The sequence below is a fragment of the Paenibacillus sp. FSL R7-0163 genome, assembly GCF_037969975.1.
GTDB lineage: Bacteria > Bacillota > Bacilli > Paenibacillales > Paenibacillaceae > Paenibacillus_AQ > Paenibacillus_AQ odorifer.
In genome coordinates, this window is sequence record NZ_CP150224.1 from 4,615,469 (window position 1) to 4,630,024 (window position 14,556).

Consider the following 14,556-nt stretch of genomic DNA (forward strand, 5'->3'; position numbering starts at 1 on the left):
AATTCTATAGCAAGTGCCTTTGTCTATAAAAAAACCTGATTCCTCAGCGCTATGAACGCAGAATGGAATCAGGTTATGTAAGGTTCAACTGATTATGAATAGGGATGACCCAATTCGGCAAGTTGGAATGCTGCCACTTCAATCTGCCATTATGGGATTCAAGAACGATCTGTCCATCTAAAGAACTGTTATCAACAACAATTAAGTTATCGAGCAGATCTAAATGAGTAAGCAAGTTCTGTATTGAGGATTGATGCCGATGCAATATGTCCTTGTTAGTAATATAATGTCCTCCATTACGAACCCGGCTGGCGATACGTTCAATATTCAAATTTCGGTTCTCCAAGACCAACATAAAATATTGTAATCTAAAATTGCTTAAGTTTGGCTTCCTTCATGAGGTGAATTACCTATCCACCGTACAACGTCCTTTCAACTGAAAAAAACCGGTGATTGTGTATGCACTCACGAGCTAAACGAATGGCTTCTTTCCCCTTCACATGTTAAGCAACGTATGGGTATGGCATTTTTAGTTAACTTGCGCAAGAGATCTCTCCTTTTTTACAAGTATATAAATAGGGTTTATTTCTTATCAACACTTTTCAGTTTATCATGATTTTCTATTTGCCGGTCCTTCTCTTTTTTATACTTTTCTATAAGATAATTGTAGCAGGCAGCCTTTGTGTTTCTATCTGTACTAACAATTAATTTAACTTGCATAGAGGCGTCCTCCTGGTAGTAATAATACTATTGTTAATAGATGTTTTATAAGAAAAAACAAAAAAACGAAAAAGGAAGCCTCACTTTCAAACGGAGGCTTCCTTTTTCGTTTTTTATAACTCATTTTAGGTCCTTTAGACTTTTTGATAAATCAGATTTCTTCATTGCTTGATTAATTGAATACCACTTATCAGCCCAGCTAAAATCTTCATTAAGGAGTTTGTTCATCTGATTATCGTTAGCATTCCCAACAAATATCAGAAAAGACTCTTTATTATGATAAATAGTGGGAAGATGTAAATAACTCCAGTTAAACGGAGTATTTTCTGTTAAGAGATCTGAAAGAACCCTGAACAAATCTAAATCTGCATTCGCAAGATCGATTATCACGACACCATCTATAATCTCAAGACGGATGTGAAGCTGCTTTTTAGGAATATTCACAACATATCCTTTTATATGCCGTTTTTCCCCTAATGAACTCAATATGATTTGTATGAACTTTTCTTCGTCTATGGTATTGTGCTTAATCAGTTTGAAAAGCATATCATCATACTCGAGATCCACATCCTCATTTCTAACTAATTGATACGTTCCCCGTACCATAATACCAAATTCCGCTAAAATATCAGTTCCGATTTGCCTTGTATTTTGTTTTAAATTTGAAGTGCGAAGCAGATCACCCACAGTTGAGTTACCCCACCCCGTAATTCTCCTCAAATCATTGTATGTTAAGCCAACAGACTCAGCCAAAAATTTCCTGCGATTTCCCGGATGATGGGTTTTCTGAACTAACTTACTCCAATTTCCTTTATTCTTAGAAAACGGTTTTATTTCATAATATGCGTTTTCTTTGCCTTTGGCAGAATCATGTTTATTTATAAATTTTTCTTCAGTTACATCTACATGATCTTTAATAAATTTCTCAGCATAATCAGTTAGGTCTTTGAGTATGTCCAAAACAATCACCTGACTCAAAGATACTATGACTGTGCTGATGCATCATTTGAAAACCCTAAATGGTGCAGATTTGTGTGCTATTTTTGATTTTTCCTCTGTTACAACTAATATCAGGTCGATAACTACACCATTTGTGGAGCAGCATATAATGTTGGTATTTACTAGAAATAATGGTTATATAGAAACTTAAATATACGCCGATAACCCCCACCCCCTTCGCAATGGTTTTTGGTCTAGTTGTCAGAGAAAAGCTTCCGTTTGTATCAAATTATCAAGGAGCTGAGCAAATGTTTGATCATTCAAATGACAATCAAAACAAGTACCCTATAGCCCCAGCAACACAACACTTTCCAAACTTCTTCTGGAATGAATATGCGAAAGAAGTTTCATGGAAAAGCGCATCTACGAAAATATTTTCCGAAGAAAGTTTAAATCCACGAAATCAAGTTCACACTGTTACCATGCAGTTCGATGTGAAAAAAATAACGAAGGCAGGTGTGATAAATATGCTTGATGCTCTATACACGAACGGAAATCCCCTCATAAATTCAGTCTCCTATCTAGGGCCGAATCAAATAAACTTTTGGATTTTTGAAAACCGAATAAAATCAAATTTTCAAAGTGAAAAGATCACCGAATATTTTGGTTCACTACAATCATCAAAAACGCCTTTTGAGTTTTATAGAACGTATAAATGCTTCAATAACTTTTTGGAATGCTTTTCTGTAACATTCAATATTCCTGTTTCTAAAATAGACGATACGGAACTATTGAACCAGGAGCGCTTTCTTAAAGTAATTCAATCTGAAAAATTAGGCGATCCCGATGTTAAGTATCTTTCAAAACTCGTTAATCTTTATCATCCAGGGTTGGATATAGTCTTCTTTAAGAAGAGAAGAAATACACCTCATAATTGGGACCTAGAACATCCATTGATTGAGCTACATCTTGGTAATTTCAAAGGATTAAAAAAAGCATCTTTACAATTTCGTAAAAGGGCTTTTTATCAGTTCCTTACATGGCTGTGTGATACATATACTGCATTCAACTCATTTAATCTTAATGATGTCCCTCTTTGGCTTGTAACTCACGACCATTTAACTGATTTCCGACTCCATCTTGTACGCAAAATTGAGGATGCGGAAATGGAGCCAAGTTATACAAGCTCTATTTTGAATTACGTTAAGTCGCTCTTTCAAAGTTTATTTCAGCTTGGACGCCTCTTAACTGATATTACAGATGATATTCCTAGCATTTCGTATGAGCGTTATCACTATCGTGAAATTCCGTCCGACGAACAAATCGAACATCTCTTTAAAGTAATCCAAATTTACTCACCCGATCCGGATAAGTACACTTTAGCATTCGAAATGATGCTGTATCTAGGACTCAGGAAGACTGAAGTATCCCAAATCCGTTGGGAAAATATAAATTTACATACTAACATCATCACGATAACAGGAAAAGGTGACAGAACGCATTCTCTTCCAATTCCAACCAAGATACTTCAAAGTCTCAACAAACTATCGGCCTTACCTTCAGGCTATATTTTTTCACCTATGCCAGATAAAATTGCTCAGAGTCTCTATCAATATGTAAAGATGTTTTCTTTGATAGCAGGTTGGAATATTCAGACTGGGTTACATTTACTTAGGCATACGATGCTTACCAAGCTTTCGTATAGGCCAGACTGCCCGCCGCAAGTTCTGAGAGTATTAGGCAGGCAGAAAAATGCTGCAACTTCTGCCCTGTATGTTCACCGAAGTCAGGAAGAACTTCGCAAATCAGCAAATAAAATCAACATCCTATTCTAGACATGCAAAAAAGCCTTCGTGACAGGTGATGATTACTTTAGTAGATACACTAAAGCTCAAGCACCTTTCCGAAGGCGAATGTAGATAGATTTATCCCGTTGTCGGTTATTCATTCATTGTAATACTCCCTTAGCCGCGTGGCAGGAGTTAAGAGATCAAAAAAATTAATTGTACTCTATCACTATACAATGAGCTTCACGGGGTTTCAATACAAGCGACGAAAATAAAGCAAAAAGGAGTTTTCTAATTATGCCTATCGAGTTTCCCACATCACCGATGCAAAATCTTCGAAATAATATTCAACAACTTGTAGCTACATATGGAGTTGACGAATTACAGGAAATTCTCGGAGAACTTGGGTTAAGTGTTGACCCAACTAAGACGCAGAATAATATTGAAGATATTTCTGGAAAAGAAGTAGAAGAATATTTTATAAAATGTCCGCGTTTTAATAGTTTAAGCCCAAGTACTAGAACTACCTATAAATCTGAACTTTCCCAGTTTATTAAGTTTTCAATGCCAACCCCAACCTCAACCGCAACATTGAGGCAATTAGCAGAACCAAAGAATATCTTAGCATATCTTGACAAATATGAGCCGCGCTCATATACAAGAGCAAAAAAGGCGTCATTCTTACGAACATTTTTTCGTACTACCTTAAAGCATTTCTTCAACGAAAAAATTGAAGATATAAAACCATTACTTGAATTAAAAACTGATGAAAGTGATATTCCAAAAGCATTAAAAGTTGACCAGCTTCGTGAAGTTGTACACTTGGCAGCTGCTAAAGGAAACGGGTTCAGAAACTTTACAATAATTATGACTTTCCTTAGTTCCGGTATTCGATTGAATGAACTTCTGCAGTTGAAAATTGGTGATATTGATACAGAGCGCCAAATTATTCATGTAGTCGGGAAAGGAAGAAAAGGGGCAAAAACGCGACGCACAATAAATTTATTAGGTTTGAGCATACTAAGAAATTACATTAGATTTACGTTCCAAGCTCAGATTGCAACTTTTACAGAAGAACAGTTGGATGGATTGCATGTATTCTCTACTGACGGGGGTATTAGTGCGATGAGTGCTAGAACTATACAATATATTGTAAAAAATTTAATAAAAATGGCGACCTCAATACCTAAAAATATGAAGTCCCAATACTCGGTACATACTTTTAGGCATTGCTATGCGGTGTATGGTCTAGAATCTGGAATTGACATTTATACCTTATCTAAATTACTTGGACACGAAAGTATCGAGACGACGACAATATATTTAAAACTTTTTGAAGATCAGCTTAAAAAAGCCGTTGAAAAACATCCTTTCGCTAATGGATTGAATAAGGGGGATTCAAATGAGAGTTTTGCTTGATTCTCATTATTATCAATTGTGGGAAAACCATTGCAACCTTAGAGCTAAATCAAAAGAGAACTACATGTATGAGTTGCAAAAATTCGAAGCATTTTTATTAAATGAAGGATTTACAGGTGTTCTCGATTTTGATAAATTTTTTCATTATAAGGATACAGATCAATATTCACCGATAAACCAAAAATTTATTGATTCATATTTTGATTGTTTGAAGAATAAAGGTTACACGAATAGTGTCCTTTCCTCAAATGTTTCAGCGCTAAAAAACTTTTTTAAAATTCTTAAAAGCTTAAAAATGATTACACGCAATCCAGTTGTGTATTACAAGAATCCCTATCATAAAGTTAAATACCGGGATAAGTCTCTATCTGAAGAGGAATGTTCATTACTTCTCGAGGCAGCTTTAAAGTTGGATCCTTTTTACAGGCAGTATTACCTAATAGTGCTATTGCTTCTTAATACAGGCCTGCGAAATAGCGAATTGAGGGAGTTAACCATTTCACAGATCGATTTCGAAAGGCAAATTATTTATGTTGAACGCGGTACAAAAACCAAGGCGAATACAGTCACAGTAAGTCAAAAATTATGTGAAGAGCTTAAATCCTTTGTGACTCGTTCATTCCATGAAGAGTGGCAGATGACAGGGAATGAATATGTTTTTTTCGCAAGAAATAAGAAACTTACTAAAATTGGACTAAACAAGATTTTATTAAAAATCAGCAAAGAAGCAGGAATTCGGCCAATTACCTGCCATTGGTTAAGGTATACAATGGCATATCTAATGCAGCAGAGAGGTATTGATATTCCTATAATTCAAAAACAACTAAGACATCGTGACCCCAAAACTACATTACATTATCTTTCTCAATTTTGCGAAGGGTTTGATTACTAAGGCATATTCGCAATGACGCATGTTTGATTTTGCCCTAGGATTGAAAAACAAATGCCCTTCCAAGTTAATTGGACAGGGCATTCGTATCGTTGATTAGAATCAATTTATTGCAGTTATATGTCGCCACGCCATCTCAATATAAGACACTTTAAACACTTTCTTTTTGCGTTCGTTCCATGATCTAAAATGGTCAAATGCACGTTTTATATCGATCCTAGCATCCGGATGATGCTTAATAATCCAATCGGTTGTAGCCAGCAATTCAAGTCCGTATGGAGTTTGGCTTGCCGTCTATACCATAAAATTGAATTTAATAACGGCAAACAAGATGTTTGAGCTCAGGATGAAAGCATTTTTTCACGTTGACGATAAGTTGGTCATAGCTAAAAAGACTTTTGGGAACAGCCCCTCTCATCGATTACCTACGCCTGACAGCAGAGTGCTTCGCGATCTCCAGCCTGACCTTCTCCCGCTTCAGCTCTTCAATATACTCCGAGATACCGGAGATCAAGTCCTCAGGGCAGTGGCGGGAGATATCATTATAACTTATAGTAATCTTGTTGATCTGTGCATCTAATACGATGATACTCCGAACTATCTCATTGACCGTTTCGCGCAGCGAAGTAACTTCACGGCGATTCAATTTTTCGCGTTCCTGCTTCAACACTTCACGGGCTTCCTGCAGCTTGAGATTCCTAAGTAGCTCTAGGAGATCATGAACGGCTCCGCGCGCCATCTCATTCATTGCTCTCACGCTCAGTCGGCTGCAACTGATCTCGCTTGATCAGCTCTTGAATGGAGTGGTCTACCAGCCGGATGATCTCCTTCTGAACTTCGCTGCTGGCGCCGCCGTGACTGAGATGCTGGTACAAGTCCTTCAGAAGCTGCTCCACTCCCTCATATTCGGTCCGCCGAGAGTCTCTGCGCGCAATTTCCATCTTAACGAACGCAACCGCCTGCTTCTGCAAGTAATCCCCTTGCTCCCGCAGATGATCGATTTGGCCCTGGACGTTAGCTTGATCCCTCTTCATGTCAACGAAGGTTTGCGCGAGCTTCAGCAGCTCCGGGAGCGAATCCATCGCTTTCATAGTCACATCTCGCTTGAAGGTGTCTTCGGGCACCACGCCATTAGGAACCACTTCGTACACCACCTCAGGCTCGCGTCTTCTTCTAGTGGATTTGGGCAATAAATGACGTTGATCAGTCATGAGCGGATTCCTCCTCGATTTGAAGCTGTCTGAGCAGCTCATCTATTTGGGCTATTACTTCCTTCGGATCATAGGAGCGGTGAGACTCTGTCGGTTCTTCGAATCGGCAAGCTTCCTTATACTCCGTAAAATACTGCTCAAGATTGGAATCATTCAGTGCTTTCAGCTCGGAGAGATCTTGGCGGACGAGCTTCAGCGTATCCTGCTGCCATTGCTCTAGCGCCTTATGGGTCATCTTCAAGAGATCATTCTGCCAGGTTAACGAGTCGAAGAGATAAAACAATCCTTCCACAATAACCGCAGCAGCCGAAGCAATTGCTCTTGTGGAGGTAGCTCCGATCCGTTTCAATAGCTGAGCCAAGGCATTATGAGTTTCCCTGGAAAAGGTTTTGCCAAATACATTGCCCAGCTTCTTCAAGCCTACCTTCGCTGCGTTGGCTACACCCGCTCCGGCGCCGCCTGCCCCGCCGAACTGTCTGAAAAAAGCCTGCAGGCCGGCCCCCGCCGCCTTCTGTGCAACCCGATTGCTCAGATTGATCAGCAGCGGCGTATAGATCGAAGCTTTCATCTCCACTTGCGTTTCGAAGCGTGTCACCGCTGTATTAAGCATTGATTGGATCTGTTGATCCAGCCGTTCCAGTGTATCTTGAATATGGCCGGCAATCATTTTCGTCTCATTCTTAATATGCAGTGGCAACAGATGGGCTTGAACGAAGCCGACACACTCGTCCTTACTGACCCATTTGTTCGTGGCTCGAATTTCCGTCTCTAACCTCTTTGCCGTTTCTTTCTTCGCATGCTCAAACCACTTACCCAATGTGCCATCGAGCTTGCTGAACTCGGTTTCCATCATCTCGTTAATTTGCTGTTCAACGGTGAACAGCTCATCCAGTGCTTCCTGGAGGGATGTGATATCGCTTTCCGTCACTTGAGCTTGAATCAGCTCCTTCTCCGCCAGCTGCTTAAGGTCCAGGAGCAGACCTCTCTGATAAACCTTGAACGCTCTCAATAGGTTCGCCTGACGGTGATCGGCTTCAAGCAGCCGACGAACATGATCCCACAGCGCAGGGGCTTCTGGAAGTCTCGGCCCATCTTCCGTCACTAAGCTATGTACAATGAAGGGTGATAGCTTTCTATGAAGGCAATCCTCAGCGTAGCCTTTAATTTCCTCTACCCGCTTATCGGCGGAAGCAACCCCCTGTGGGGCACGGTTGATTACAAGAACAACCTCCGTATCCTTGTTGATCAACTCGCTAATATATTGCATAAAATGATGATCGTTTTCCTTAAAGCCTACGCGGTAGGAGACAACATAGATAAGAATATCGCTGTTCGGAACGAATTCCTTCAGCAGCTCCTCGTGCTGCTCGACAATACTGCCATATCCCGGCGTATCGAACAGACGCAGGTTGGTTAATTGCCTTGGGAGTTTACGGGTCACTAACCTAAGCCGCTGCAGCTCCGGATCCGGGCGGGCGGCGAGCTGCTGGAACATCGGATACGAGAGCTCTTCGAGCGTGGCGTCACGATTCACCGCGTAGAATTCAACCTCTTGCTCCCTCTGTGTATCATCCATTACCTCGATGATCGTTCCGGTTGTGGGAGCAGCACCTGTCTTAATCCATTCGCTGCCGAGCAGTCCATTGATTATTGTCGTTTTCCCACTGCTCGTCTCCCCCAGCATAACAACGAAGCTCTCCGGCTTCGCAATTCTCTCGTTCAAAAAACGTGCGAGCGCGATCATCGTGGGATCTCCAACAGTCTCAGTCAGTGAGTAGAGCTGATCCATCGTCTTCTGCATCGTTGTACTAGTCATCATGCCAGTCTCCCTTCGATGGATTTGATGAGGGCTTCATCCTTTGCAAGCAGATTCACAGCTTCATCCCTGCCCTGTCTTCGCAGCCGCATCACCTCTTCGTGTTCGGCTTTCTCATTTTGCAATTGCTCGAACTGTGTTTGCTTAAAGGCGGATAACGCTTGAGTCAGGTATTGTATACTCCCATTTGCACTATCTTCAATCTTGGCATTCAGCATTTGACGGAACTGGCGAATCGGCTCCTCGATGTCGCGCATAGTGGCCTTCTGCCGCTCCTCATTAATAAGCCCCTTTGCTTTGCCTCCGAGCCAAGAGGATACGAAAGCGATGCCAGCGCCTACGACAAAACCGGCCGCTCCACCGATAATGGTCCCGGCTGGACCGAGGCTCGTTCCTACGAGTGCTCCAACCTTCGTGCCAACCCAACCCCCGGCAGCGATGCCGCCAATCCCCCCGGCAATACCGAACCCATACGGAAGTGCCTTCTCAAATTTAAGCGCTTCCTCTTTATTGAAATTCCCGGACTTGTCGTACTCGCCGTTCAAATCTCTTATCTCTAAGCTGTCCATCCATATGGTCATTTCCTTCTGCATCTCGAACAGCTTGAGCGACAGCTCCTCGAGCGCATCGATCATAATGGAATCCCGTGTATCCCGGTATGCGGAATCCAGCAGCTCACCGTCTACGACGCCGGAGCCGATGATGCGGCGCATTTCGCTCCGCAAATTCTCGCTATGTACCTTGCTGGCTTCTGCCGCATAATCCATCAATCCAATCTTATAGTCGGACAGCTTGCCTTGAATTTGTGAAATCTTCATACTGTTGCTGCGGTACATCTGCTCGAACCGTGCTTCCTGTTCCTGGAAAAGCTTCTTCAGCTCCTCACTGGTCATGGAGAGCTCTCGTTTCCGGGCGTCGATCTGGTGACGGATTCCGGCTGACAGCTCTTTCAGATGCATCACTAGACCACTGGACAGCAGCGTTCGCCAGGAACCGGCTATCTCCTCCAGCAGGCTCCGGAACTGCTTCATGCCGGATTTCTCATAGGCGTTCCAATCCTTCTGCAGCCGTCCGTTAAGGCCCTGATAGACATTAATAACGTGTACGTTCTTAGGGGCAGAGGTTTGATATTGAGCCGCGATGTCGCTAAGTATTTTCAGATTAAGCTCCATGCCTTCTTGCACTTCCTGCTTGCTCTCGTCGTTCCATTGGTTCTGAATAAACCAGGCCGTCGTTAGCTTCGGCCAAGCATGAGTCAAGAAAATTCGCTCAGGCTTGGTAATCGGAGGCACCGTGCGAAGAAGGAACATCGCCGCGTTCAGCCGATCGATATATTTCATCGTCGTTTCCACGTTCCGCGCCGTCATACTTCCGACACCAGGCAGGTCTACGAGCACCACATTATTTTTCAGCAAATCGTCGTTCTTATAAATGACAATGTGAGATACCAGCTTCTCATTGCCCAGATTGTGCTGGTTATGGACGTACTGCTCTAACCGGCTCTTATCGGTGAAAACCTCGGTCTTCCGTCCGTTTTCGAAAATCACGTGCACCTGTCCGTCAAGCTCCGTACTATACCGAATTTCAACCGGAATACAGGTGGTTTCATCCGCATCGACCGGCAGCACCAGGTCTTCCATTAAGAGCGCATTCAGCAGGCTACTCTTGCCCGTCCCTTGAATTCCTAAGACGGGAACCAGAAATTCCGATTGCGTAATATTCCGCAGTTTGTCGGCCAGGACGGTTTTATAGGAAACCGGACCTTCCTTGGTAATGTAAGGAATATACGAATCCGCCATACGTATAAAATCAGGGTTCTGTACGATTTGTTCCAATTCGAGATGACTCATTGCTTATCGGTTTCCCCTCTTCGCAGGGAGTGTTTGTGGCGGTTCTAGCCGCTCCAGGCGCGCTTCCAGCTGGTTCATTCGCTCGTCCAGCTGCACGAAGCAGCCCTCAATCTGCTGACCCAGCCGCTGAATTCCGTCGAGCATGCTCTTATTGGTATGCTCCATAGCCTCATGAAGCTGCTTGATTTGCTCGTCCGCCCCGCTGGCGCTGGAACTCATTTTCCGCTGGAGGACGTTCAGCTCGCTTCTCAGCTCGGACATTTGATCCTGTACAGCCGCAACTTGCAGTTGTACGGTGCTTTCCGTAACCTTCTGCAGCTTGTTCACCGAAGCGACCGCGCTGAGCAAGTCATCTTTCAACTCCACTAATGCGCTGCGAGTCCCTTCGTACATTTCCTGTTGGACGGAATGCATGATCGATTTAGTAACTTCATCCACTTCAATCATGATGGATTTGGATTTTTTCATAGTCCCACTCCTCTATCGAATGTAAGGTCTAGCTAAACTTGCGCATACTTCCAATTCCTCATGACCGGCCAGCTGAGGGCAAATGCTCTTCAGCTTCTGGCTGATCTTCATCACATCCGGAAGCGTGACTTTGGATAAACCCGCAACCTCCGTCAAGAACAAGGAATAGATCGGATTGAACTCGTTAATGAGATAGGTACCCCGTGGCTGGGCAAAATGATTGGATATGTCCATCAGACTGCGAATCCCTTCCTCCGTGTTCTTTGCATGGATGAACTCTCTGAACGATTGACTGACCCAGTTCACGATCGCTCGGTCTGATCTTGTGTAGCTAAGGAGCAGGCTCTCTTTCACTTGGCGTATGGCGGCGCCTTGCTGCATCGAGTTGACGAGAAGGTATACGTTATATGGACTATGATTCATCGTCTGCTCTAGCTGCTTCTGTAGAGTCGGGTCTAATTCTACTTCATTCACCATCACATATTTGTGCCCGGCAATGGACTTGAAGATCCAGCCCGACTTGGAGAACCCTTCCAAATCCTTATCCGATACATGCGGATGCAGGAATCGATGACAGAAGTCCGTAACGGCTTGATTGTCCCAACCCCATATGACTGTCGTGTCGAACTTCATACGCTCCGCATTCTGAACTTGTACGAAGGAGAAGATCGTGGCGAAATAAGACTTTACAATAAACTCGCTCAAATAGAAAAGAGACAGCACCGACGGCTTCACTTCGATAAAGGATCTTTCGGCTTCTGAGCGGTTATTAAACGATGCGGACGAGGGACTCTTCGGACGGCGCGCAGCCCTCTTCGTCGCATTAGAATCGGATCGAACGTTCTCAAGAGTCTCCGACAGCCCGGACTGCTTCAACGCTTGATAGATTAACATCAAGATCTGATCGATATCTTTTCTTTCCGTCACCGCATTCTTCTTTGCGATCAGATCATCTTCTCGGCGCTGCAGCTCCTCTTCGAACAAAGTAAGAAACTGCAGAACCCGGGTTTCACTGGTCTTCGTGAAGTGCTGCAGAGGTTCGGTCACGAGTCGAAGATGATTCATTAAGTGCTCGCGTAAGGCATCGAAGTCAATAATTTCAACGTCATAGATACGGTAGACATACCCCCAGTTCGTATCAAAGAGACTGCCGAACCACCGCTTCGCTCCGCCTAGAAACTCATCCGACTTCTCCCGCCTGCGCTCCTGCGTGAACCGTTTCTTCAGTTTGAAGGCATTCTCTCGCTTCTTAACAGGCAACATTTCCGACTTGTAATCGTCAAGATTCAAGTTCAGCTTACGGCAGCGTTCGATCAGCAATCGATCCAGCTGGCGCATGGCTTCAATGATGCTGCGCTCACAAGCCTCGGTCTGGCCCCTGAGCTGATCCAGAACCCGCTGCGCTTGACTCACATTCTTCTTATCCAGTTGCTCGATTTCATTGATGGTGGTGCTATACATAGCTGCTATTTCTTTGATCATTTGCTGCATCTTGCTCATGGTCTGATAGTACTTGTCATTCAGAGCAGCTTCCTGAGCTTTATCCGCTTGAATTTCTTGGAACATAGAATCGAATTGATTGTCTGCTTTCGTTCCTGTTCCATTCGAGGCTCCGGAGTTCATGCCTTCCATCTGGAATAGCTCATCGAAATGATGCTTGATCTGGCGAAGACGGTTCGCACGGAACACGGGCTTTAACACATCAACCTGCTCCTGTACGGAGCGGATCAGTGTATCAAAACGGGATTGCTTATACAGCGATTCCTTCTTCTGCACCTTACCGTCCAAGGCTTGCCTCGCCGATACCTGAACGATCTGCACTTGATTAGCCAGACTCGGACTGACTTTGCTGACGATTCGCTGAACCCGCTGTCGAAGATCATCCGCCACATCTTCAGCTCGCTTCAGAGTTTCCCCCCGAACGCCCTTCTTGGACACGACCGAGTCCAGCATATTCTGAATAATGATGAGGGGCTTGCTATGCTCGTGAATCGATTTGACAATCTTATAGGTGGATTCATCGGAGTTGGTCTTTAAGGTTGTCATGTACAAGCAGCCGTCGACATGAGGAAGCAGCGTCTCCATGGTCAGCGCCTCATGCCGCTCCAATCCGTAGGCTTCGAGGCCCGGGCTGTCGATAATCTTAATGGAGCTGTCTATAGCAAAATGAGGCGATTGAAGCTCGATCGAGGACACCAGCTTTCGGTTCTCGGGGTTAAATTTCTCATCGGCGTACCCTTCCAAGTCCATCGTTAGCCGTTTCCCTGTCAGCCGCTGCGATGGCTTCCCCTCAAAGTGGACTATCGCTTTCTCTTGGTCTCCACGCACACAGGTAATTAGAATGCCCGAGCTCGGTCTCACAGCGGCAGGCAGCAGCGCTTTGCCTAATAAGGCGTTGATGAAGGTAGATTTGCCGCTGCTGGTTACGCCGATCAAGCCTAGTTGAATGTGCGACCTGCTCCAAAAAACTTTCCTCTCCTCCAGCCAGCGAATATCGGACTGGAAGTAGTTCGATGCTGCAGAAGTCAGCCTACAATAATGGATTAATTGATCTACGAGTTCCAATTCGTTCAAACCATTCGTCCTCCAGTATTTCAAATCATTAACATCATCAATATAGTATAATAACATACAAGAATATAAGCCTATACTCTTTAATGAATCTTTAGACCCAACCTATTTTATCACAGGTAGAAGTCTGTGGTCTGTCACGGAACATTCGTTTGGTTTGTTCGCAAAAAAAGAACCAATCTTCATAACTGGTTCGGGCAAATCTTATATTGTATTCAATCGTCAAACCTTCTCAGTAACTATCCCGGATACAATGGGAATTGGACCGAGAGATCCTTCACCAAACCGCAAACCTTCTCTTGGACGTCTTCGTTTTGTTATTTATGATCTACAAGGGAGCAGTTTCTTGTAGGGGCCTAGGACCCAATAGAAATGCTTTCTTCAATCTCCCCCAATGGGGCGGTTTACCTTCTTTTATGAAAATCATCGAAAAAGCAATCGGTTAAAACCCGGTTGCTCTTCTTACGTTTAAATAGTATATAATTACTCAAAATGATGGATTTTAAAATAAGCCAAATGAAAAGCCAGCATATACCGTGTGACTTCCTTATTATAATTTTTGTAACACTAATGACATTAGGATCTCGTTTTCAATACAACGTGCTGCAAATGTGGCTAGTTTGCTTCCTTTGTTTGGACGATAGCTCTCAATAGCTTTAATTTGACAGATAGTGCCGATGGAGATCAAATCCTCCATGTCTTCCACAGTATTATCGATTTCTTAAGGTTATGGACAACGATGTGAGGTCAAAAAAATAAACCAATTACGATCGATTCTGATTCGAATTGGTTTCCTTTTGCATATTATATTTAATTTGTAGTTTCCGATTGATTTCTTGTGTACATCCTGGTAATCCATTTAAATAACGCTTTACTTGATCAATCA

Annotated in this window: 12 protein-coding genes and 1 pseudogene; 3 read left to right on the forward strand and 10 right to left on the reverse strand. The window is 43.4% G+C overall.

Annotated features, from left to right (window positions below):
* Positions 1-73: 73 nt before the first annotated feature.
* The 3 genes from NST45_RS20315 to NST45_RS20325 all read right to left on the reverse strand — a co-directional run bounded on the left by NST45_RS20315 (position 74) and on the right by NST45_RS20325 (position 1,680).
* Entirely contained in the window at positions 74-331 is a 258-nt protein-coding gene (locus tag NST45_RS20315; protein ID WP_076141139.1) for a hypothetical protein, read from the reverse strand.
* Positions 332-582: 251 nt separating this feature from the next.
* Positions 583-720 carry a hypothetical protein gene (locus NST45_RS20320; RefSeq protein WP_170914186.1) on the reverse strand — a complete coding sequence of 46 codons (138 nt, stop codon included), beginning with the start codon at positions 718-720 and terminating at the stop codon, positions 583-585.
* Between the two features lie 120 nt (positions 721-840).
* Positions 841-1,680, reverse strand: coding sequence for a hypothetical protein (locus NST45_RS20325; protein ID WP_076141138.1), 840 nt, complete (start codon positions 1,678-1,680; stop codon positions 841-843).
* A 287-nt stretch (positions 1,681-1,967) separates the two neighbouring features.
* Here NST45_RS20325 and NST45_RS20330 point away from each other — a divergent pair, with 287 nt between their 5' ends.
* The 3 genes from NST45_RS20330 (at position 1,968) to NST45_RS20340 (ending at position 5,757) form a co-directional block, all read left to right on the forward strand.
* A complete protein-coding gene (locus tag NST45_RS20330; RefSeq protein ID WP_076141137.1) occupies positions 1,968-3,494 on the forward strand; it encodes a site-specific integrase in 1,527 nt (508 codons plus the stop codon).
* 249 nt (positions 3,495-3,743) lie between these two features.
* Complete coding sequence (locus NST45_RS20335) at positions 3,744-4,865, forward strand: tyrosine-type recombinase/integrase (protein ID WP_076141136.1); 1,122 nt, start codon at positions 3,744-3,746, stop codon at positions 4,863-4,865.
* Positions 4,849-5,757, forward strand: a complete 909-nt coding sequence (locus tag NST45_RS20340) for a site-specific integrase (protein ID WP_076141135.1) — start codon at positions 4,849-4,851, stop codon at positions 5,755-5,757. Before NST45_RS20335 ends, NST45_RS20340 begins: the two co-directional genes overlap by 17 nt.
* Positions 5,758-6,175: 418 nt before the next feature.
* Here the strand turns inward: NST45_RS20340 and NST45_RS20345 are convergent, their stop codons facing one another.
* The 7 genes and pseudogenes from NST45_RS20345 to NST45_RS20375 all read right to left on the reverse strand — a co-directional run.
* On the reverse strand, positions 6,176-6,502 hold the full coding sequence (locus NST45_RS20345; protein ID WP_143763130.1) for a hypothetical protein: 327 nt from the start codon (positions 6,500-6,502) through the stop codon (positions 6,176-6,178).
* Positions 6,495-6,965: a hypothetical protein gene (locus NST45_RS20350; RefSeq protein WP_076141133.1), complete on the reverse strand. Its 471-nt coding sequence runs from the start codon at positions 6,963-6,965 to the stop codon at positions 6,495-6,497. Before NST45_RS20350 ends, NST45_RS20345 begins: the two co-directional genes overlap by 8 nt.
* Positions 6,958-8,784, reverse strand: a complete 1,827-nt coding sequence (locus NST45_RS20355) for a dynamin family protein (protein WP_081388053.1) — start codon at positions 8,782-8,784, stop codon at positions 6,958-6,960. The genes NST45_RS20350 and NST45_RS20355 overlap by 8 nt, the downstream gene beginning before the upstream one ends.
* Positions 8,781-10,631: a dynamin family protein gene (locus NST45_RS20360; RefSeq protein ID WP_076141131.1), complete on the reverse strand. Its 1,851-nt coding sequence runs from the start codon at positions 10,629-10,631 to the stop codon at positions 8,781-8,783. The genes NST45_RS20355 and NST45_RS20360 overlap by 4 nt, the downstream gene beginning before the upstream one ends.
* Positions 10,632-10,634: 3 nt before the next feature.
* Entirely contained in the window at positions 10,635-11,099 is a 465-nt protein-coding gene (locus NST45_RS20365) for a hypothetical protein (protein WP_076141130.1), read from the reverse strand.
* Between the two features lie 12 nt (positions 11,100-11,111).
* Positions 11,112-13,673 carry a dynamin family protein gene (locus NST45_RS20370; protein WP_076141129.1) on the reverse strand — a complete coding sequence of 854 codons (2,562 nt, stop codon included), beginning with the start codon at positions 13,671-13,673 and terminating at the stop codon, positions 11,112-11,114.
* A 571-nt stretch (positions 13,674-14,244) separates the two neighbouring features.
* Positions 14,245-14,391, reverse strand: a pseudogene (locus NST45_RS20375) (sigma factor); the annotation flags it as partial.
* Positions 14,392-14,556 lie beyond the last annotated feature (165 nt).

Coding starts and splice junctions, on each gene's coding strand:
- NST45_RS20360 (WP_076141131.1), bottom strand. CDS start 10,631: ATGAGTCATCTCGAATTGGAACAAATCGTACAGAACCCTGATTTTATA.
- NST45_RS20340 (WP_076141135.1), top strand. CDS start 4,849: ATGAGAGTTTTGCTTGATTCTCATTATTATCAATTGTGGGAAAACCAT.
- NST45_RS20320 (WP_170914186.1), bottom strand. CDS start 720: ATGCAAGTTAAATTAATTGTTAGTACAGATAGAAACACAAAGGCTGCC.
- NST45_RS20345 (WP_143763130.1), bottom strand. CDS start 6,502: ATGAATGAGATGGCGCGCGGAGCCGTTCATGATCTCCTAGAGCTACTT.
- NST45_RS20355 (WP_081388053.1), bottom strand. CDS start 8,784: ATGATGACTAGTACAACGATGCAGAAGACGATGGATCAGCTCTACTCA.
- NST45_RS20350 (WP_076141133.1), bottom strand. CDS start 6,965: ATGACTGATCAACGTCATTTATTGCCCAAATCCACTAGAAGAAGACGC.
- NST45_RS20335 (WP_076141136.1), top strand. CDS start 3,744: ATGCCTATCGAGTTTCCCACATCACCGATGCAAAATCTTCGAAATAAT.
- NST45_RS20330 (WP_076141137.1), top strand. CDS start 1,968: ATGTTTGATCATTCAAATGACAATCAAAACAAGTACCCTATAGCCCCA.
- NST45_RS20365 (WP_076141130.1), bottom strand. CDS start 11,099: ATGAAAAAATCCAAATCCATCATGATTGAAGTGGATGAAGTTACTAAA.